16 protein-coding genes, 2 pseudogenes and 1 riboswitch are annotated in these 19,103 nt (G+C 53.3%); of the genes and pseudogenes, 7 read left to right on the top strand and 11 right to left on the bottom strand.

Annotated elements, in window-relative coordinates; genetic code table 11:
- Window positions 1-156: 156 nt before the first annotated feature.
- The gene (locus ABD76_RS05060; RefSeq protein ID WP_242069377.1) at window positions 157-1,197 is read right to left on the bottom strand and encodes a LacI family DNA-binding transcriptional regulator; all 1,041 of its coding nucleotides are present in this window, start codon (window positions 1,195-1,197) and stop codon (window positions 157-159) included.
- Window positions 1,198-1,400: 203 nt separating this feature from the next.
- On the opposite strand from ABD76_RS05060, the gene ABD76_RS05055 reads away from it, so the two are divergent.
- Window positions 1,401-1,817, top strand: coding sequence for a hypothetical protein (locus tag ABD76_RS05055; protein WP_197254756.1), 417 nt, complete (start codon window positions 1,401-1,403; stop codon window positions 1,815-1,817).
- A gap of 12 nt (window positions 1,818-1,829) precedes the next feature.
- The gene (locus tag ABD76_RS05050) at window positions 1,830-2,531 is read left to right on the top strand and encodes an AIM24 family protein (protein WP_197254755.1); all 702 of its coding nucleotides are present in this window, start codon (window positions 1,830-1,832) and stop codon (window positions 2,529-2,531) included.
- Between the two features lie 109 nt (window positions 2,532-2,640).
- On the opposite strand, the pseudogene ABD76_RS05045 reads toward ABD76_RS05050, so the two are convergent.
- A pseudogene (locus tag ABD76_RS05045) lies at window positions 2,641-3,171 on the bottom strand (Rpn family recombination-promoting nuclease/putative transposase); the annotation flags it as partial.
- Window positions 3,172-5,073 carry a sensor histidine kinase gene (locus ABD76_RS05040; protein ID WP_206765525.1) on the bottom strand — a complete coding sequence of 634 codons (1,902 nt, stop codon included), beginning with the start codon at window positions 5,071-5,073 and terminating at the stop codon, window positions 3,172-3,174. It abuts the pseudogene before it with no gap.
- A 256-nt stretch (window positions 5,074-5,329) separates the two neighbouring features.
- On the opposite strand from ABD76_RS05040, the gene ABD76_RS05035 reads away from it, so the two are divergent.
- Both ABD76_RS05035 and ABD76_RS05030 read left to right on the top strand, forming a co-directional pair.
- Entirely contained in the window at window positions 5,330-6,265 is a 936-nt protein-coding gene (locus tag ABD76_RS05035; protein WP_197254752.1) for a methionine synthase I, read from the top strand.
- Between the two features lie 76 nt (window positions 6,266-6,341).
- Window positions 6,342-6,584 carry an NHLP leader peptide family RiPP precursor gene (locus ABD76_RS05030; RefSeq protein ID WP_197254750.1) on the top strand — a complete coding sequence of 81 codons (243 nt, stop codon included), beginning with the start codon at window positions 6,342-6,344 and terminating at the stop codon, window positions 6,582-6,584.
- 51 nt (window positions 6,585-6,635) lie between these two features.
- Here the strand turns inward: ABD76_RS05030 and ABD76_RS05025 are convergent, their stop codons facing one another.
- The gene (locus ABD76_RS05025; RefSeq protein WP_197254748.1) at window positions 6,636-8,525 is read right to left on the bottom strand and encodes a sensor histidine kinase; all 1,890 of its coding nucleotides are present in this window, start codon (window positions 8,523-8,525) and stop codon (window positions 6,636-6,638) included.
- Between the two features lie 496 nt (window positions 8,526-9,021).
- On the opposite strand from ABD76_RS05025, the gene ABD76_RS05020 reads away from it, so the two are divergent.
- The gene (locus tag ABD76_RS05020) at window positions 9,022-9,798 is read left to right on the top strand and encodes an HAD-IIB family hydrolase (RefSeq protein ID WP_197254746.1); all 777 of its coding nucleotides are present in this window, start codon (window positions 9,022-9,024) and stop codon (window positions 9,796-9,798) included.
- An 84-nt stretch (window positions 9,799-9,882) separates the two neighbouring features.
- On the opposite strand, the gene ABD76_RS05015 is transcribed toward ABD76_RS05020, so the two are convergent.
- On the bottom strand, window positions 9,883-10,161 hold the full coding sequence (locus tag ABD76_RS05015; protein WP_242069376.1) for a hypothetical protein: 279 nt from the start codon (window positions 10,159-10,161) through the stop codon (window positions 9,883-9,885).
- A 126-nt stretch (window positions 10,162-10,287) separates the two neighbouring features.
- Window positions 10,288-11,040 carry a hypothetical protein gene (locus ABD76_RS05010; RefSeq protein WP_197254742.1) on the bottom strand — a complete coding sequence of 251 codons (753 nt, stop codon included), beginning with the start codon at window positions 11,038-11,040 and terminating at the stop codon, window positions 10,288-10,290.
- A gap of 559 nt (window positions 11,041-11,599) precedes the next feature.
- Here ABD76_RS05010 and ABD76_RS05005 point away from each other — a divergent pair.
- On the top strand, window positions 11,600-12,097 hold the full coding sequence (locus tag ABD76_RS05005; protein WP_197254740.1) for a winged helix-turn-helix domain-containing protein: 498 nt from the start codon (window positions 11,600-11,602) through the stop codon (window positions 12,095-12,097).
- A 35-nt stretch (window positions 12,098-12,132) separates the two neighbouring features.
- Window positions 12,133-13,449, top strand: a complete 1,317-nt coding sequence (locus tag ABD76_RS05000) for an MFS transporter (protein ID WP_197254738.1) — start codon at window positions 12,133-12,135, stop codon at window positions 13,447-13,449.
- 37 nt (window positions 13,450-13,486) lie between these two features.
- Here the strand turns inward: ABD76_RS05000 and ABD76_RS04995 are convergent, their stop codons facing one another.
- The 5 genes and pseudogenes from ABD76_RS04995 to fabF all read right to left on the bottom strand — a co-directional run bounded on the left by ABD76_RS04995 (window position 13,487) and on the right by fabF (window position 19,090).
- Entirely contained in the window at window positions 13,487-14,278 is a 792-nt protein-coding gene (locus ABD76_RS04995; RefSeq protein WP_197254736.1) for an energy-coupling factor transporter transmembrane component T family protein, read from the bottom strand.
- The gene (locus ABD76_RS04990; RefSeq protein WP_338125053.1) at window positions 14,275-15,816 is read right to left on the bottom strand and encodes an ABC transporter ATP-binding protein; all 1,542 of its coding nucleotides are present in this window, start codon (window positions 15,814-15,816) and stop codon (window positions 14,275-14,277) included. The genes ABD76_RS04995 and ABD76_RS04990 overlap by 4 nt, the downstream gene beginning before the upstream one ends.
- Window positions 15,817-15,880: 64 nt before the next feature.
- Window positions 15,881-16,477: an ECF transporter S component gene (locus tag ABD76_RS04985; RefSeq protein WP_006677180.1), complete on the bottom strand. Its 597-nt coding sequence runs from the start codon at window positions 16,475-16,477 to the stop codon at window positions 15,881-15,883.
- Between the two features lie 95 nt (window positions 16,478-16,572).
- A riboswitch (TPP riboswitch) is annotated at window positions 16,573-16,685 on the bottom strand.
- Between the two features lie 151 nt (window positions 16,686-16,836).
- Window positions 16,837-17,568 (bottom strand): annotated as a pseudogene (locus tag ABD76_RS04980) (ABC transporter ATP-binding protein); the annotation flags it as partial.
- A 280-nt stretch (window positions 17,569-17,848) separates the two neighbouring features.
- Window positions 17,849-19,090, bottom strand: coding sequence for a beta-ketoacyl-ACP synthase II (gene fabF, locus ABD76_RS04975; protein WP_197254732.1), 1,242 nt, complete (start codon window positions 19,088-19,090; stop codon window positions 17,849-17,851).
- Window positions 19,091-19,103: the final 13 nt, after the last annotated feature.

Raw genomic sequence — 19,103 nt, 5'->3', positions numbered from 1 at the left:
CCCATTGTATCTCATTAACCTGAAAATAAGCTAAAAAAACACGGAATGTGTACAGAATGACAAAAAACTTTGTGCAGAGTTCTCCCCCGCTGTTCCGCCCGATCGCAAGCAGGCCGCTACGCGAACGGAGCAGCCTGTTCATTGAAAGGGGCACGGCTACGCGAAATCCGGAACGCGAACGGCCCGGCACGACTCCCGCACCGTGAGCTTCGCACGGAAGACCGGCAGCGGATAGGCTTCTTCCGGATTTTCCAACTGATGGATGAGCCGGTTCGTCACGTAGGCGGCCATTTCGGTCCGCGGGATGGACATCGTCGTCAGCGGCGGACAAGTGTAGCGCGAGATAATCAGATCGTCGAAGCCAACGACGGACAGGCGGTCAGGAACCGCTACCTGATGCTGCCGCAGGACCTTCAGAAGCCCGTACGCTATCAGATCATTGGAACAGAACACCGCAGCGGGGAGATCGTCCGCCTCCAGCCAGTGAATAGCGGCGGCGGCCCCGGCCTGCTCGGTGAAATCTCCGCACCATATGCGTGAATCCGGCACTTCCAGACCTTGACCGAGTGCCGCGTCAAGAAATCCCGCCAAGCGTTCGGACGAGCAGGGCTGTCCGGTCGGGCCGGTAATAATGGCCACGTCACGATGGCCCAGCTCAAGCAAATAGCGGGTCGCCTCATAGGCGCTCCTCCGGTTGTCTAAGTAGGGGGCCGGCAGCACGGTCATGGACTGCGTGACGTTATTCTGATTGATTACCCCGATCACGAACCCGGCCCGGCTGACTTGATCGACGATGCCCTGCACATCGGACCAGCTAATGAGGAGTCCCGCATCGATGCGCTTCTGCTCATATAAGCGCAGCAGCGGGGTTACGTCCGACACGTCCAATATGGTGACCAGCGTCTGGTAGCCCCGTTCCGCGCACTGGCTGATAATGGCGCCAACGATCGCGCCGTAGAACAAATCATCCTCATAGATCCTGTTATGACTGGCGTCCTGAATAATGAACAGTCCGATCGTGCCCGAGTTCCGGGAGGCTTGTCTCCGGACAGCCTGAACCGGTTGTTCCTGATATTCTCCCCCGGCTCTGCGCACGTTGGCTGGCGCTTCCGGATGCATGCCGGGGGCACCGTGGACCAACGGAGGCATGGTGCTGCGCGCTCCTCCCGCCGACGGGGGCGTAGTGAATCTATCCATCGTATATATCCCGTTCCTCTTATCATCATTTGTATCTCCTCAGTGTACCGGAGTCCACTACCAAGAGTCAACGTTCTTCCTGCGGCAACCCGCAATAAATACTTGCTTTTATCCTTCAGATTGGCCAAAATAGGAAACGATTCGACATTATTTTCGTATTTCTTGGTATGAAGCCATTGTTTGCATACAAGGGGGCATCGGGAATGAACAAGCCATACATAGCGCGGCCGCTCCGCCGGAGCGCACTTATCGCATCCATGTTCTGCTTCTTGCTTCTCTCCGGCCAGCCCGCGGCGCATGCCGGGTGGTGGAGCACGATCAAGGATATTTCCGAACTGCCCGCCGAAGTCAATGAATTGAAAGAGAATTACCGCCAGACCGTCGATCAATTAGAGCAAGCTCATCAAAATATGGAAATATACCGGCAGGAAAACCAAAAATTAATCGAGCAGAATCAGGAGCTCACCCGCATGGTTGCCGAGTTGAAGCAGCTCGAAGAGGAACGGCAGGCGAGCTACCGCAAGATGAGGGCTCTGCTGTTCACGGCGGGCGGCCTTCTGATTGGGTATTTCGTGCTGCTGCGCGGCCTGCGTGTCTGGATGCGAGTTCGCGCAAGATAGGAGGAGTTCCGGATGGACATCTTATTTGAACACGAGAACCATGCGAACGGACAGGCGGTCACCTTCCGGGTTCAAGAGGGAGAGCAGGTGAACGTGCTCCATCCGCAGCAGATTATCGCCTATCGCGGCGCTCCCGACGGGCGCTCCGACCGGCTGATGACCGCCAAGGGCATGTACCGCAAGAAGAAGCTAATCCAGGCCCGCTTCACCGGGCCCTGCGAATTTCTGACCGCGCTGCCCCCCGGATTCAGCATGAAGCCCGTTCCGTTGACCGGGGAGAGCGACCTGCTCTATGATGTGCGGCATTTGTTGTTCTATACGGAAGGCATTACGATGCAGACCCGCATCTTGAGCATGAAGAACATGCTCATCACGCAGGATGTCGTCAAGGTGAAGTTCTCCGGCGAAGGGCAGATCGGCATTCTGACCCAAGGGACCGCTTGCGAAGCCGAGCTCCACCCGGACCAACCGCTCTACGTGGATGCAGGCAGCGTTATCGCCTACCCCGAGAACGCGAAGCTGGAATTATGCGTATACGGCAATCATCTGGCCAGCCAACATATGAATTATCATTGGAAAATGACCGGAAGGGGCTCCGTTCTCATCCAGGCCGGAAGGCAGAATCAATCGCTCGTGCACGAGATGAACGATGAAGGACTGTTCAAGCGCATTCTGCGCGAAGTCATCCCGTTCGGGGGCGTATTTATCAAATAGAGGGCGGTACCGACCGTGTAGAAGACAGCAAAGAGCCGATGATCAAGCCGCATTTGATCTTCGGCTCTTCGATTTTTCTTTACGTACATTGATTGCCTGAACGTGCTATTTAATGCAGCGGTCCCAGCTTTTTAATTTCTTCTTCGGACAGCCCCGATGCTTGGGCGATAAGAGCGATGTCCACGCCGAGAGCAAGCAATTTTCGGGGCACTTCCACCTTGCCTTTGGGCATTCCTTCGGCCATTCCTTCCGCCTTAGCCCCTGCGACTCGGGATGCTTCGTCAAGCAAATATTTCTGACGGGCTTCGTATTCCATCCGCGTCTGTTCATCCTGACTCAAAAATTCCAAGGTTGTCATCGCCTTTTTCAGCATTGGTTCGTTCATTGTAAACACCTCCCATTTCGTTTTATCTACACCTTTCAAAAACAATAACCAATTCACTAAACCGCCCTTCACTGGAACCTCGTATTGATTCAGCTTGGGCAGTTCCATGACATGGATTTCAATATCATCAATAAGGGGAATAAGCGAATGATCTTCGCGCAAATGAAAGACATTATGGTATCGTTCATTCGGCAGGCACGAATAGTTCAAAATGTTGATTGTCACACATTTCTTGAGTTCCCCGTAGTTGCTGCCTTACTCCTGTTCCTTCTCCACAGCCGGAAAAGTGACCGTAACCTCAGTTCCGACGCCTTTCTCGCTGTGGAACTCCAGCTTGCCCTGCATCACTTCAATGATGCGGAAGGTCACCATCAGACCCAGACCGGTACCCTTCGTCTTGTTGGAGTAATAAGGCTCGCCCAGCCGCGCAAGCTCCTTCCTGTTCATTCCTACCCCATTGTCCCGAATCCGGATGATGACCTTCCCGTCCTGCTTATGAGCGGCAATCCGGATCCATCCGTTGCTGTGCATAGCCTCAATGCTGTTTTTGACCAGATTGATAAATGCCTGCTTGAACTTGGACGAGTTCCCTTCGATCGTGAGATCCGGCGGCACGTCGAGCGTAATCTCCGCCCCCTGCATGTTGGCCAACGGCAGGAGGACCCCTTGGACATGCTCCAATTCCTCCCCTACATTCAGCAGAGCGAGCTCATTTATCTCGGTCTTCGCAAAGGTGAGGAAATCGGTAATAATGCCGGATGCCCGATCCAGTTCGGTCAGCGCCAAATGGTAGTATTCCTTCTCCTTTGGACCGGACTGCTTCTCCAGCAGTTGGAGGAAGCCCCGCGTTACCTGTAGCGGATTCCGCACTTCATGGGCAACGGAAGCGGCAAGCTCGCTAATGATCTCCATCTTCTCCGATCGCTGGAGCCGGTGATTGTACAGCTCCAGTTCCTTCGAATATTGAACGACCTGCTCGTGATTGCGCGCGACTTTGCGGCCCAAAATAATGATAAGGGCCACGACGAACAGCAGAATCCCCCACTTCCAGTACACCATATAATAATAGCCGGGATGAAGCAGGAACCAGATTAATTCGCATCCGGTGATCAGCGCAAAGGCGACAAATCCGACGCATAACAGAATGGCGTCTTTATCTTTGTGGAAGGCGTACCGGATGGACGCCGAGATCAGCACGACGAACTGAATCAGGATCAGGAAGCCGAGCACGCGAATCGACAGGAAATAGTACAAATCATAAAAGCGGTTATCCGACAAAATATTAAGGAACAGAACGGCCAGAGACAGAAGGGAATACGCGGTCTGGATCTGCCGGAGTCTGCGGATGATCCAATACGGGCCCGGGCCGAACATCAATTCGAAATAATACGTAAGCAACGGGAAAAAGACCAGCATCGCAAAATCATAAATAACGAGCGACCATACTTCGGTATGGAAAAAATACGTATAGGTAAACGATGAGTACGTAAAGATCATTACCCCTGCGCATAGAATGAGCACGCAGAGCGACAGCCAGCTTGAGAAAAATATGTTCCGGAGAAACAGCGTGCAAATGAGCATGACAACCGCGATAAGTATCAGGGCGCTTCCCATGACGACATTGACGAGTCCTTGCTTGACATACTCGGGAAGCAGCTTTTGATAGTCTCCGACTCTAATTGCGTCATGAATGCCCAACTGCCCGGAAGGGGTCTGGACATGAAGATAAAGCACCTGCTCCTCTTCGCTGGGATCCAGCCCAATGAGCACCGGATTCATATCGAAGGAGAACAGCCGCGAAGAACGAAACAGTCTTCGCCCTTCTTCCGCAAATGCCTCTACTTCGCAGGCATATACCTGTTCAATCCATAGCCCGGGCTTGTCCCACTGCAGCGGCGGCAGCCTGAAGCGGAACCAGGCCCACTGGGCCCCTTCGGGCTTGCCGGGCACTCCTTCACGAAGATCGACATCTAGCCAACCCTCATCCGTGGAGGCAATGTCCTTCCACTCCCGGGCCGACGTCTCCCACAGCACCTGCCATTGCGTCACCCGCAATTCTCCCTGCTCCGCTTCCGCCAGCAGAAGAGAAGGGCACAGAAGAAAGGCCGCCATGAGAAGCATGAACGACACGGTTGAATATTTAAAAATTGTTCTCATGAGGCACCTCTGTCCGTTCCAATTTGTAATGCGATTGTGAGCCGCAAGCCTACACAGGCACTATTTCGACAGTTATCGCTAATTTCCTGCTCTATCCGCCATGAATCCCTTGTGCTGCTTTTGTTTTTCGACATTCTGTTTCTTATGTTGTTGCTACGATGATTGATGGCTTCTATAATAGGGGTACTAACAATGCAGGAATTTTGTCGCAGCGGATCCAGGAGTAGACCCGATTTCGACCCAGGAGGACGGTAATATGGAATGGTTCGACGATTACAAGGATGATTTGGAGGCGATATTTGCAGAGGCGGCGCGCCTTATCTCATCGTTCCCGGCACCGTTGCAGGAGATGGGCCTTCATTATTTGGAAAAGTCCAACCCGCTGCTTACTGAGTCCAGTAACTATATCTGCTATTTGCTTCCATTCTGGCTTCAGGAGGCAACCGGGGCCAAGAGAAGTGACTGCCGCCGATTGGGACTGGCCGGTGTCTTCATGATGCTGCACTATTGCTTGCTGGATGATGTCATGGATAGCCCTGAGCAGAGAGGGTGGCATAAGACATTAGCGCTCGGACATCTGTGCTACATCGAATATGAAAGGGTTTACCGTGAACTATTCCCTGCTTTCTCGCCGTTCTGGCATGCCTTCAACCGCTACAGCGCCGAATGGGCCGACGCCGTCAGCATGGAGCAGGAGAAGGACTTCTTCCTAAGCGAGCGGCTTAAAATCGCGCACAAAGCGTCGCCCGTCAAGCTGTCCGCCGTCGGTGCCGCTTATCTTGGCGGAACGGATCATTTGCTGACCGACATCACGGCCGCGGTAGAGACTGTGCTCGTCACGCTGCAAATGTCCGATGATGCAGAGGACTGGGAGAAGGATTTGCGGGAAGGGAGCTACAATTCTCTATTGTCCTGGATCCGTTCCATGACGAACCGGCCTTCCGGCGCTCCGTTGACGCCCGACGTGGTGCGCCAGGCCATCACGGTGTCCGACGCCTTGCAGGGCTATGCTGCCATCGCGACAGAACACCATGCCCGGCTCCAGCGGCTGTCTGTCGCCTCTCCGCACCTGCTCGCCTTCCATCAGGCGATGGTTGATAGTCTAAGGCAAGATGCGGAGTACATATATGAAGAAAGAAATAAGCTGAAGTCGGGCGGATTTTCATATATATTGTCTAATCTAGCAAAATAGAACTGGTGGGTCGGAATCTATCAATGGTAATCTACCTATAATCTTCTGATTCTACAAATATGGAGGGATACGTTTTATGTCTATTAATCAAATGCATATGAACCAAATCATCCAAAGAGCATGGGAAGACGCCACGTTCAAAGAGAAGCTGCTTGCTGATCCAAAGTCCGCCATCAAGGAATTATTAGACATTTCGATTCCTGACCATATTCAATTGACTACGGTAGAAGAGTCTCCGAACCAATATGTACTGGTGATTCCTCCGAATCCGGTGGAGGTTATGAAAACTACTTCAACAGCGAGAAAGAGTATTTGGTAACTGATAACAGTAAAAAGAAGAGGCGCTCCGGAGAGCCCTCTTCTTTTATATTTATCTTGAAACAGAAGGAAAAGAGACGGTAATGACGGTACCAACGCCCTTCTCGCTCTTGATATGCATTTTCCCCTGCATTACTTCAATAATGCGGAAAGTAACCATTAGGCCGAGCCCGGTCCCTTTCGTCTTGTTCGAAAAGTATGGCTCGCCAAGCCGCTTCAACTCCTCCTCGTTCATGCCGATGCCATTATCCTCAATTCGGATAATAACCCGCCCTTCCCGCTCGTGAGCCTTGACCCGAATCAGTCCTTTCTCGGTGAACGCCTCAATGCTGTTTTTAATCATATTAATAAAGGCTTGCTTGAACTTGGACGAGTTTCCCTGAATCTGGAGATTCGGATCAGCATCCAATTCGATCGCACCCCCATGCATTGTCGCCATCGGCATCAAGATGCCCTCGATATGCTTCAGCTCATCAGCTACATCGAGAATATGAATCTCGTCCAACTCCGGCTTCGCGAACGTCAAGAAATCGGTAATAATCTCGGATGCCCGATCCAGTTCGGTCAAGGCAAGATTCAAATATTCCTGTTCCTTCGTTCCTGTCTTGCCGCTGAGCAACTGAAGAAATCCACGGGTTACCTGAAGGGGATTCCGTACTTCATGCGCAACGGATGCGGCCAACTCGCTTAATATTTCCATCTTCTCTGACTGCTGTAATTTGCCATTAAATAATTCCAGTTCCTTCGCATAGAAAATTACACGTCGGTGATTTTCTGCAATTCTTCGTCCCAGTATATGAATGAGACACACAACAAAACAGACAACCCCCCACTTCCATAAATGTAGTTCATATTCCCTCGATATAAAAGTGTACCAACTAACTTCACCCACTGCCATAATAGAGAACAAGCTGAAACCAAGTGTAAACAAGATTGCATCCTTGTTCTTGCGAATGGCGTGGCTAATTGAGAAAATCAACAATAAGATAAACAGGATAATCATATAAATACTAAATATATGTATTGAAAATAACGTATAAATCCGATGGGAATCATCCTTCTTGATTTCGAAAAAATACAAAAATAAAAGGAACCAGATAACCGAATAACAAACTTGGAATATAAAAAATCTAAGAATGATTTTATAAGGACCGCTTCCCAAAAATTTCATAAAGAAATAGGTCAAGCTAGGAAACAATACCATCATTGCTAGATCAAAAAATCTAACGCTCAAATGCCCCCACTCTCTGAAAAACGAATAGGTGAACTTTGAGTATGTTATCGTCACTATGCCTAGGGAAAAGATAACAAGCGTTAAGGATAGCCAGCTTGGCAGCTCGATTCCGCGCAGAAAAATTGCACATACAAACATAATGAAAGCAATAAGTATCAGGCTGCTGCCAATAACTATCTCCGTAAGCCCTTCCTTAACATATTTCACTTGAAGCGGTTGGTACTCACCAATAATGACTGGAACTTGAATCCCGACTCTTCCCTTATCGGCAGTTGTATGAATAAATACCGTACTGTATTCTGGCTCCAGTGGAACAAAGACATGATAAATATCGTGAAAGTAATCCCTTGAATCATGGAATAGCCTTCTGCCGTCGCTTCCCCATACATCTAGTGTCTTCGCGTACAATTTCCCAATATAAAGCGCTGGTTGATCTTTATCCAACTCCGGCAACCGAATCCGAATCCATGCCGAGTTCACGCCCTCCGGCAGCTTCGGAATCGATTTCCTGCTATCGACCTTCTCCCAGCCTTCCCGGGCGGAAGCGATGTCCTCCCACGTCCTGGGACTCGTCTCCCACATCACTTCCCATTCGTGCAGCTTGATGCTCTGCGGCTCCGGCTCCGCTCGGGCGATGGCAGGGTCCATAAGCCACCCGAACAGCACCAGGAATAAGAAGAAAACGGTTATGTATCTTCGCACACTCATCGCACACCCCTACACGTTTCTCTTGGTTTCGCCATTTTGCCCCATTTCGCAATAATTCTACAAAAAGAGAGCCAATCCTTCTTTAAATTTTCAAATATTTACTTATATTCAAATAACGAACGTTCTACGGTCTGTCCGTATAATCTGGATACTTCTCCAAACACCTATATATAAACTAAGGTACGAATAGAAACAGACTAGGAGAATTCTCCCCCTTTGCCGCTGATAGATGCAGAGGGGAACGGCCGTATCTATGTATGGAAGCAACGCTAGATGGATGGGAACGCTGCGGGTTTTATCTTGTGGAGTTATCGTAATAGGAAGAAAATGTTGTAATTGATAGAATCGCGTCACATCGTGTCGCCGACGAATTGAGAGAAGCTCTCTTTTCTGCGATAATGATTATGCTACTGGATGAAAGCGGGAAATTCAAGAAAACGTTATGTTACATCTATCATCATATTAGATTTACATCTGTGGAAATGAGGGGATTTTGTTGCAATTCGTGTTTGATTTGGATGGTACCATATGCTTCCGCGGGAAGCCGCTGACGGACCCGATTGTGCAATGTCTGGAGGGCTTGCGCCAAGCGGGCCATGAAGTGATCTTCGCCTCCGCCCGCCCGATTCGGGATATGCTGCCTGTGCTGCCTGAATCTCTTCATGGCGGTTCGCTTATCGGGGGGAACGGCTCCATGATCGCCAAGAACGGCAGGGTCGTGCACACCGAAGCCTTCACGGCGGAGCAGGCTTCGGCGCTGCTCGCGCTTATCGCCGAGCATGAAGCCGCCTATCTCATCGATAGCGACTGGGACTATGCTTATACCGGTCCGGACGACCATCCGATTCGGAACAATCTCGACCCGTCCCGGCTGGCGCGCTGCATTGCCCTCGAAGAGCTGAAGACGATAGTAAAAATTCTGATTCTATCCGCTCGCGATATGGAAGGTCTGGCGGAAAAGCTGTCCCGCCTCGGGGTCGTCGTGCATCGTCACCGCCACGAGGACGTCATCGATCTCAGCCCGCCGAATATTCATAAATGGAACGCGCTCCAGCGCCTCGGCGTCAAGGAAGGCCGCTACATCGCCTTCGGCAACGATGCGAATGATATCCCGATGTTCCGGACGGCCGGACATGCGGTCATGATCGGCCATCATCCGGAGCTGGCCGCCTATGCGACGGAAGACATTCCGCTACAGGGAGACGATGAAGCGCGCATTATCGCCAAGATTCAGGAGCTCGCCGCACGGCATCCATTGATGGCATCGAATTGAACCGGGATGCAGTATGATCAAAAAGACGGCCAAAGAGACGATCTAGTGCGATCGTCTCTTTTTTTTGAGGATTTTCCGGCCGGTTTATACAATAGTGAGTCCGAACACTTGCAGCAAGACAACCAAGACAAAGGAGATAATACCTGCGATTTTGGCAGGGTGCGTAAATTTATAACTGTGAAATGGAGTAATCCGGTTAACGATCCACCAAAACAAAAGTGTACCTGCCAGGATGAGAAGAGATCGTGCTATCATATAGTCCATTGAATTCGCAACGTTTACGATATGAGTGATGAAAAGAACCCACAAATAACCTAAAAAGCCGTGGATAACAATGGACTGCGCCATTTCTCGAATATTCATGTTGCTCTCCCTTTTTGAGAAGATTTTTATCAAATCCCCACTTCCATTATACATATAAGTGGATTATACAGAATAAGTAGAAACAGATAAAAATACATCTGTTTCTACTTATTCTTAATCGTTATTTTACAGTTCAGTTTCGGGGCATATGTCTCCCCAGTATCCATCAACACAAACCTTATATGGTGGAATATAACACCCTACAATTAAGGCTCCAGCACATAAAATTCTTCCATATATAGGTACTTTATCTCCAAATGAACATGCTGTTCCAATCAATAAAGAACATTTACTATCATAATCATCTCCGCGGTTCTCATATTTTGTACACGTCCAACAGATTCGATTTGCTAAGGTAGATTCATAACCAGTTGTTTCTTTCATTTTTTTTAATTCCTCAACTTCTTCAGTAAGTGTGGAAAGGTATTTTTTTAGAGTATCATTTTCATTAAGTACGTAAGAATAGAGGACATTTCCGATATTGTCTCTTATATATATTTTCCCATCCGAATACGCTTTACTATAATCAATAATCACAGTTTCAATTTCCTTTTTCTTTTCATCATAAATAAATGTCAATAACGAAGCTAATTGGATTGTTTCATTTACTTTATACCCATACTCAAATTCGAACTGAGCAATATACCCGTACGGTGCATTATTTTCATCGCGTAGGTAATTCACTACTTTCGGTACAGCAGTAATTAATTTATCTTTGTAGTGAATATAATGAGCATCATTTTTTACCATATTCAAAAATTCATGTTTGCTTGGTAGGCCATAGCCTGTAGTTGCATACGCATCCACACCAATATAGATATTACTAACCATAAACACAGTTAGTAACATACCAATTGTTATTTTCATAAATTTTTTCACTTCTAACTACCTCCTTTTTAATTTTGAATCGTTTGTTTAATGAGACGAAATATTATCACGGTCTTAGGCTATGAAGAGTGTTTTTAGATGTTCTAAACCCAGAAGCATGAAGTGGCTTGGAGAGTGAATACACAGGAAATTAGAAGTTTTTAGATGTTACTATCTGATTTTGGCGTTGGCTCATTCTGAGGTCAGAAAAATTTTGAGATGTAAGCGGAAATTAAACCTTGTACTTTAACGTTTTCTGTGAGCTTGGAATATAAAACTTGGCATCGCATCCCTCTCTTCAAGAAAACAGCAGGAATAAATCCCTTAATTTGTATAATCAAACCTCAAAATATCATGAGTTCATAATTATTTCAAGTCTATGCAATAACGCAATGAACTGATACGTTAAAAGGCATCGATTGCCTCCTGAGCAAACTTCAGTATTTACAAAACATGCCACATAGGATAGTATGATTTGCATATCGATCTAATTTTTTAGAATGAACTAAATAATTAGATTATCCAAAATATGTTGCTCGGCTATTCCATTTCATTAAGGAGGTTCCCATCAATGGACTTCACACCGCAGTCCTCTCTTCCGATTTCGGTCGAACAATCCAAGCTGCTTGGCAACGCCAAGCGAATCAAGATTATTGCCGTCCTTCAGGACAAACCCAAGACAGCGAAGCAGGTGGCCGATGAACTGAAGCAGACGCCCGGCAGCATTCACTACCATATCCAGAAGCTGTATGAAGGCGGGCTGATCGATCTGGTGGATACCCAGTCGGCGGGCGGAATTATCGAAAAGTATTACAAGGCGAAGGCCAAATGGTACAGCTCGGAAGGCGCTCAATTCAACGACCCGGCGCTGGCGCAAGATCTGGATGACGTATCCCGTACCCTGCTCAGCCTCCGCTTGTATCTATCGCCCGCTCAGCGGGAGGAGCTGGTGTCCGAATTTCGTTCTTTGCTGGAGCAGTGGGTGCAGAAGACGGCGGATAATCATGAAGACAATAGTCAAGAGTTCGCGATTGGCGTGAAAGTGGTGTCAACGGAGCAGAAGTCTTGATTGGCGTCCGAGTGCCATAACGTGGAGGGATTGTATTGGACATTTTTCAAAACCGGAATTTCACGCTTATGTTCGCGGGGCGCATCTTGACGAACATCGGAGACAGCCTCTATGCCGTGGCAGCGATGTGGCTGGTGTATGACTTGGGCGGCTCCACGCTGTATACGGGGCTGGCGGGATTTTTATCCCTGATTCCCAGACTGATTCAGCTTCTGTCCGGGCCCATCATCGACCGCCTCCCTATTCGGAGCATTCTCGTATACACTCAGCTCCTGCAGGGCATTTTGCTGCTCATCGTTCCGCTGGCGGCGTATGGCGGATTTTTGAGCGTTGGCCTGGCGCTCACCATTACGCCGATATTGTCCGCATGCAATATGTGGGTCTATCCCGCGCAATTATCAGCACTGTCCAGATTGGTAGAGAAGAAGCATCTCACCCAGGGCAACTCCTTGTTCTCGATTGCCTATCAGGGCATGGAAGTCGCCTGCAATGCATTGTCAGGCGCGCTAATCGTACTGCTCGGGGCGATCTCGCTGTATCTCTGGAATTCGGTCGGCTTCTTCATTGGAGCCCTTCTCTTCGCGCAGATTCGGATTCCCCCATCCGAAGAGGCTTCCGCAACCGATGAAAGAAATCTGCGGACGGAGCCGAATTCAGCCTCTCATCCAGTGGAAAAATATATATCCGACATGCGAGAAGGCATCCGGCTTCTGGTGGGCACGCCCCTCTCCCGGCTTCTCCTCGGGGTCATCGCCATTAATGCCGCCGGCGGAGCGACCTTCAGTCTCCTGCCGGCTTTTAGCAGCCAGATTGGAGGCCCCGGCATTTATGGCATCCTGCTCACGGTGCAAGCGCTCTGCAGTCTGATCGGCGCCATATGCTCGCCTTATTTGAAGCTGGAGCGCCTTCGGCTAGGCTTCCTGTATTCCATCGCCTATCTGTCATGCGGAATCTTATGGTCGCTGAGCGTATTCAGCCCCTGGGCATGGCTTACCGTTCTCCTCTACGGATTGGCTTGGTTTCCCGGCGGAGCCGTCAATGTCCTGATCAACACCGTCATTCAAAAAGGAGTGCCGCAGCGCCAATTGGGCGTTGTCTTCGCGTCGGCTTCCGGGTTAAGCGGAATCGCCTCCCCGATCGGAAGCCTGCTCGGCGGCAGCCTCGGCACGCTGCTGCCCAGCGCCGCAGTCATCGCTTCCTGCGGATTGGCCGTGGCGGCCGTCGGGCTCTACTGGTCGTTCGATACCGTCTCGCGGAGCTTGCCGACCACCGATGCGATGAAGGAAGGGTTCTTCGCGGGCCGCAATCCATCCCTCCGGATGGAACGCCAGCAATCAGATCTCCAAGGATAGCCGGCAGCTGCATGGGCAGCGAGCGGGAGGCCTGCTCTCAGCCCAGCCCCCACCCGACAAGCGGCACCCGGATCGCCATATAATACGCTGCCGCCACCAGTCCAAGCATCGCGAGCGTGAATCCGATGTCGGAACGGGTATATCTCGTCACATAGTAATACGTGCGCGCCTTTCCCATCTGGAACCGCTTCGCTTCCATGGCAACGGCGACGCGCTGGGCCCGGCGGATGCTCTGCGCCAGCAGCGGCAGCGCGTAGTTCCGCAGCCGCTCGTACATGCCTTTGATTCCCTTGGCATAGCGCACGCCCCGCACGGTCAGCGCGTCGGATCGCGTGCGGATATCGTCCCAGACCGCAGGAAGCATCCGAATCGAGGCGATGAAGCTGTAGGCGTACTTGGCGGGAAGCCGGAACTGCTGCATCAAGGCGTAGAAGAGCTGAATCGGCTTCGTCGTCAAGGCGAAGGCCAGTCCCAGCATGCCGAAGGTCAGCGTCTTGCAGCCCAGCAGCAGACCGCGGTAGAAGCTCTCCTCGGAGATGCGAATCAGCCCCCACGACCACCAGATACGTTCGCCTTTGCCGAACAGGATCATCGTCGAAGCGGATGAGATGAACAAGAAAAGGAACGGCAGCGTAATCAGCAGCACCTTCTTCCGGGAATGGCCGCTGAACAGGAACAGCAGCAGCGTATAGGCCATCAACTGATTCAAGGCGAAGTCGAATTGCCTGTTCAACAAGGTGACAAGAAGCAGCAGCACGAAGACGACCAGCTTATAGGCCGGGTTGACGCGATGCAGCCAGGTCTCGGTTTCCGGTATCAGCAGATTCATGTAAGCTGCGCCTCCCGTTCCCCGATCGTGTCCAGGACCGTAAGACTGCCCCGTTCGACCTGCCACACGCGATCGGCATAGTGGCGGACGATATTCAGATCGTGCGTCACCATCACGATGGCCGTCCCTGCCGCCCGCAGACGCTCCAGCTTATCCAGGATCGCGAACGTGTTCCTCGCGTCTTGGCCGAACGTCGGCTCGTCAAGCAGCAGCACCGGATGCTCCCGCACGACGGCGGTGGCGACGCTGAGGCGGCGCTTTTGCCCCATCGACAGATGATACGGATGCCGGTCGGCTCCCATATCGAGATCGAAGGCCGCCATCAAGGCCGTCACCTGACGCTCGACCTCCGCGGCAGGCCATTCCGCCAGCCGTAAGCCGTAAGCCAGTTCCTCGTAGACGGAATCGGTCAGGAACTGCATCTCCGGGTTCTGGAAGACGAAGGCCAGCTCCTCTGGCGGCTCCGGCCGGGCCTGCCGGAACCAGCCGCGCTTCTTCGGCTCCGGGACCGAACGTCCCCCGATAACATAGGAGCCGCTGGCGCGAAGCAGCCGCATCAGAGACAGCAGCAGCGTGCTCTTGCCCGCCCCGTTCGGGCCCGTGACGGCGATCCATTCGGCCGGATAGACATCGGCGGCCTCGACGGCGATGGCCTCGGCTTCTCCCCGGTAGCTGGAGAACCCGCGCAAGGCGATGATTGGCTCCGCCCGAAGAGCGGACGCCGCTTCGGACTGGCGCTGCCGCCGCTTGGCACTCGCGAGGGCGCGGTACGCCTCCGACTTCACATGATCCCGCCACACGTCCGGATACCAGATCCCGTATTCGATCAGCTTTTCCTTGTGCATCGTGAAAATAGCGCCCGGCTCGCCATCTGCCATAATGCGGCCCTCGCCGTCGAACAGCACGACCCGATCGACGATATCGGCGACCAGATCCAGCTTATGCTCCACGATCAGCAGCGTATGGGAGCCGGCAATGTCCTTCACCGTATCCCAGATTTGCTTCGTCCCTTCCGGATCGAGCAGAGCCGAAGGTTCGTCCAGGAACAGCACCTCCGGCTCCAGCAGCAGGACGGAGGCGAGCGCGAGCCGCTGCTTCATGCCCTGCGACAGCTCTGCAATCGGCGTATGCAGATTATCCAGCCGCAACCCGACCCGCTCCAATATGCTTATTATGCGCGGCTCCATCTGCTCACGCGGCACCGACAGATTCTCCAGGACGAATGCCAATTCCTCATCGACGTACGGCATGCAGAATTGGGTATCCGGATCCTGGAATACGAAGGCCCAGCTATCCGGGAGCTGCCTCCGCACATATTTGAGCGGGACTTCCACCGAGCCCGGAATAATGCCGCTCAGCACTTGCAGCAGCGTCGATTTGCCGCAGCCGCTCGGTCCGAGCAGCAGCACCTTCTCCCCCGCCGCAATGGAGAAGGAGAGGTCCTTGAACAGCAAGGACGCCTCTCCCGGGAATTTCAATCTCAGATTTGTAATCGCGGCCGCGGTTGAGGCCGCTTGTTCTTGTGTCAATCCCAACACCCCATCGTTCATGTGCCATGATAACCGGCCGGCGGGCCTGACCGCCAGCCGGTGTCCTGCGCGCCTACCGGTCCAGTGCCGCGTATTCTTCCTTCGCGACCGGCCGGATCGACTTGGTCACCCCGGTCGCCTCCAGCGCGCGCATTAGGAAGTAAGCGAAGATGCCGGCGAACGTGAAGGCGCTGATGACGCGCAGTCCGTATTTCAGCACAAGCACCCATGTCTCGTAATTGGCATAGCCGTATCCGAGATCGAGGAGGAACGAGCCGGCAGCCGACATGATTCCGGCCGCTCCGGCAATCGCTAATCCTCCCCGGCGATAACGCGCCAAGGCGAAGACGAGCTCGGCCGCCAAGCCTTGGACGAATCCGTACATGATCGTCTCCAGCCCCCATCCCGACCCGAGCAGGGCCGACAGATTGGCTGCGGCCAGACTGGCAATGAGAGCGACGCCCGGCTTCCGGATGAGCAAGTAGGCGAACGGCCCGGCCATGAACCACATGCCGTAAGTCAATTGCCCCGCCTGCGGGAACAGCGGCTTCACGATACTGTACACGCTATCCCACAGCTTGAAGATAACGCCGAAAACGACCCCGATCATGACGGTAATGAGAATGTCCTGGAATCGCAATCCTTTCTTTTCACTTGCCTGTTCTTGCATTGCTACCCTCTCCCTTATCTCATGGTTCATACAAAAAAACCGTCTGGAACCCAGACGGTAGAGTAAGCCGATGATCATCCTGCAGGCATGATCGCACGACAAATACAAGAATTCTCTACGCTGGCATTATCCAGATCAGATTAACGGTCCGTAGCGGTATACTGGCTACTATCTCAGCCTGACTCCTCAAGCACCCGAATTTGTATGAATATGTAATCGCCCCTATAATACCGCATTCCCGATTGGTTGGCAATGGCGGATGGCCGAGAGGCGAAGAAGAAGCGGTCCCCGCATCTTCGCCGCCATCCCTTCTGTAGAGTCACCATACCCCGTGCCTATCATGCCGGCCAAGACTAGCGTTATGCCCCGAACTGGGCCTGATGCAGCCGGCTGTAGCTTCCGCCCAGCGCCAGCAGCTCGTCATGCCGCCCCTGCTCGGCGATGCCGTCTTCATTGACGACGATGATCCGGTCCGCATGCTTAATCGTAGCCAGGCGATGGGCGATGATCAGCGTCGTCCGCCCGGCCGCCAGTTCAGCCAGCGACTGCTGGATGGCCGCTTCGGTCTCGGTGTCGAGCGCCGACGTCGCCTCGTCCAGAATCAGAATCGGCGGATTCTTGAGGAACATGCGGGCGATAGCCAGCCGCTGCTTCTGCCCGCCGGACAGCTTCACGCCCCGCTCGCCCACGACCGTGTCCAGCCCGAGCGGCTGCGAACGGATGAACTCCTCCAGCCGCGCCCGGCGCGCGGCCTCCATAATCTCGTCCTCGCTCGCGTCGAGCTTCCCGTAGGCAATATTCTCGCGCAGCGTGCCCGCGAACAGGAACACATCCTGCTGCACGATCCCGATCTGCCGGCGCAGCGATGCAAGCGTCATCTCCCGCGTATCGATGCCGTCGATGGTGATGCGGCCCGCCTCGGCGTCATAGAAGCGCGGCAGCAGGCTGCACAGCGTCGTCTTGCCCGCCCCGGAAGGCCCGACGAACGCGACCGTCTCTCCGGCCGCAATCGTCAGGTCAATATTCTCGAGCACCGGGGGAAGGCCGTCATAGCCGAAGGTGACGCCTTCATAGCGGATATCGCCGCGCAGATGAATGCGAAAAGTCCACCGGGGCACAATCGCCTCCAATGGACTCTGCACTTGCCGAATGTGTTCCCATGTCCCATATTTCCATAACCAATGCTGCGCTTGCGCACCCGCGCTTAACGCGTGGCGGCACCGCTCCACAGACAACCCTATTCTACAAAAATAAAGAAACTCCTTCTCCCGGCCGCAAATCGGCTGAACAGGCTCCAATGTCCTTGAACGCGAAGATTCCGATACTGGCTGCCGACTCCGGTCCGGACAAACTATAGAATAGAGCGATCCGCTACGCCTCGTAAGCCTGCATGGCAATGACGGCATTATGTCCGCCGAAGCCGAAGGAATTCGAGATGCCGATCCGGGCCTCGATCCGGCGGGCCGTATGGGGAACATAATCGAGGTCGCAAGCCGGATCCGGCTCCTCCAGATTGATCGTCGGCGGCACGATGCCTTCCTGCAGCGTCTTCACGAGCGCGATCGCTTCGACGCCTCCCGCCGCGCCCAGCATGTGGCCGAGCATCGATTTGTTGGCGGTGACCGGAATGCGGAACGCATGCTCGCCGAATACCGCGTGAATCGCGCGCGTCTCCGACAGGTCGCCGACCTCGGTGCTCGTCGCATGGGCGCTGATAACGCCCACCTCCTCCGGCGCGATTCCCGCTTCCCGCAGCGCCGCTCTCATCGCCTGGCTCGCCCCGCGCCCCTCCGGATGGCTGGCGACCATATGGTACGCGTCGGAGCTCGCTCCATAGCCGATGACCTCCGCGAAGATCGGCGCCCCCCTGCGCAGCGCATGCGTCAGCGACTCCAGGATGACGATGCCGGCGCCTTCCGCCATCACGAACCCGTCCCGCCCCCGATCGAAGGGGCGGCTCGCCCGTTCCGGCTCGTCATTGCGCACCGACAAGGCCGTCGCGTTGCCGAAGCTGGCCAACGCCAAATCCGTCAGGGCCGCCTCGGTTCCGCCGGCGATGACGACATCCGCGCCGCCCGCCCGAATGAGGCGGAACGCCTCCCCGATCGCCGTATTTCCGATCGAGCATGCCGTCACGGGGGCCATCGACGGCCCAAGCGCGCCGTACCGAATGCTGATCTGGGCCGCGGCCATATTCGCGATCATCATCGGGACAAGCGTCGGGCTGACCCGATCGGGCCCCCGTTCGCGCAAAAGCGCATCCTGCTGCAGCATCGTCTGGATGCCCCCGATGCCCGATCCGACATAGACGCCCATGCGCTCGCCGTCGAGCCCGCTCCAGCGGTCGAGCTCCGCTTGGCGGTAAGCTTCCTCGGCCGCCGCCAAGGCGAACTGAGTGAAGCGGTCCAGGCGCCGCGCTTCCTTGCGCCCGAAGCGGGCTTCCGCATCGAAGTCCCGCACCTGGCCCGCGATGCGAACCTTGCAGGTTGACGCATCGAACGCATCGATGGCGGAGATTCCCGACTGCCCGCGAATCAGTCCCTGCCATAGGGAATCCGTATCCTGGCCAAGCGGGGTGATGGCTCCCATCCCTGTGATGACGACTCTCTCCATTACCAATTCCTCC

Source organism: Paenibacillus dendritiformis (assembly GCF_015845845.1).
In the GTDB taxonomy this organism is placed as follows: domain Bacteria; phylum Bacillota; class Bacilli; order Paenibacillales; family Paenibacillaceae; genus Paenibacillus_B; species Paenibacillus_B dendritiformis_C.
The sequence above is the reverse complement of the archived record's forward strand: the minus strand, read 5'-3'. Positions and strand labels throughout refer to the sequence as shown.

Excerpts from the sequence above, each read along its gene's own strand:
- ABD76_RS05015 (WP_242069376.1), bottom strand. The coding sequence starts at position 10,161 with ATGAATATTCGAGAAATGGCGCAGTCCATTGTTATCCACGGCTTTTTA.
- ABD76_RS04985 (WP_006677180.1), bottom strand. The coding sequence starts at position 16,477 with ATGCAAGAACAGGCAAGTGAAAAGAAAGGATTGCGATTCCAGGACATT.
- ABD76_RS05055 (WP_197254756.1), top strand. The coding sequence starts at position 1,401 with ATGAACAAGCCATACATAGCGCGGCCGCTCCGCCGGAGCGCACTTATC.
- ABD76_RS05060 (WP_242069377.1), bottom strand. The coding sequence starts at position 1,197 with ATGGATAGATTCACTACGCCCCCGTCGGCGGGAGGAGCGCGCAGCACC.
- ABD76_RS05040 (WP_206765525.1), bottom strand. The coding sequence starts at position 5,073 with ATGAGAACAATTTTTAAATATTCAACCGTGTCGTTCATGCTTCTCATG.
- ABD76_RS05035 (WP_197254752.1), top strand. The coding sequence starts at position 5,330 with ATGGAATGGTTCGACGATTACAAGGATGATTTGGAGGCGATATTTGCA.
- fabF (WP_197254732.1), bottom strand. The coding sequence starts at position 19,090 with ATGGAGAGAGTCGTCATCACAGGGATGGGAGCCATCACCCCGCTTGGC.
- ABD76_RS05025 (WP_197254748.1), bottom strand. The coding sequence starts at position 8,525 with ATGAGTGTGCGAAGATACATAACCGTTTTCTTCTTATTCCTGGTGCTG.
- ABD76_RS05005 (WP_197254740.1), top strand. The coding sequence starts at position 11,600 with ATGGACTTCACACCGCAGTCCTCTCTTCCGATTTCGGTCGAACAATCC.
- ABD76_RS04995 (WP_197254736.1), bottom strand. The coding sequence starts at position 14,278 with ATGAATCTGCTGATACCGGAAACCGAGACCTGGCTGCATCGCGTCAAC.
- ABD76_RS05050 (WP_197254755.1), top strand. The coding sequence starts at position 1,830 with ATGGACATCTTATTTGAACACGAGAACCATGCGAACGGACAGGCGGTC.
- ABD76_RS05030 (WP_197254750.1), top strand. The coding sequence starts at position 6,342 with ATGTCTATTAATCAAATGCATATGAACCAAATCATCCAAAGAGCATGG.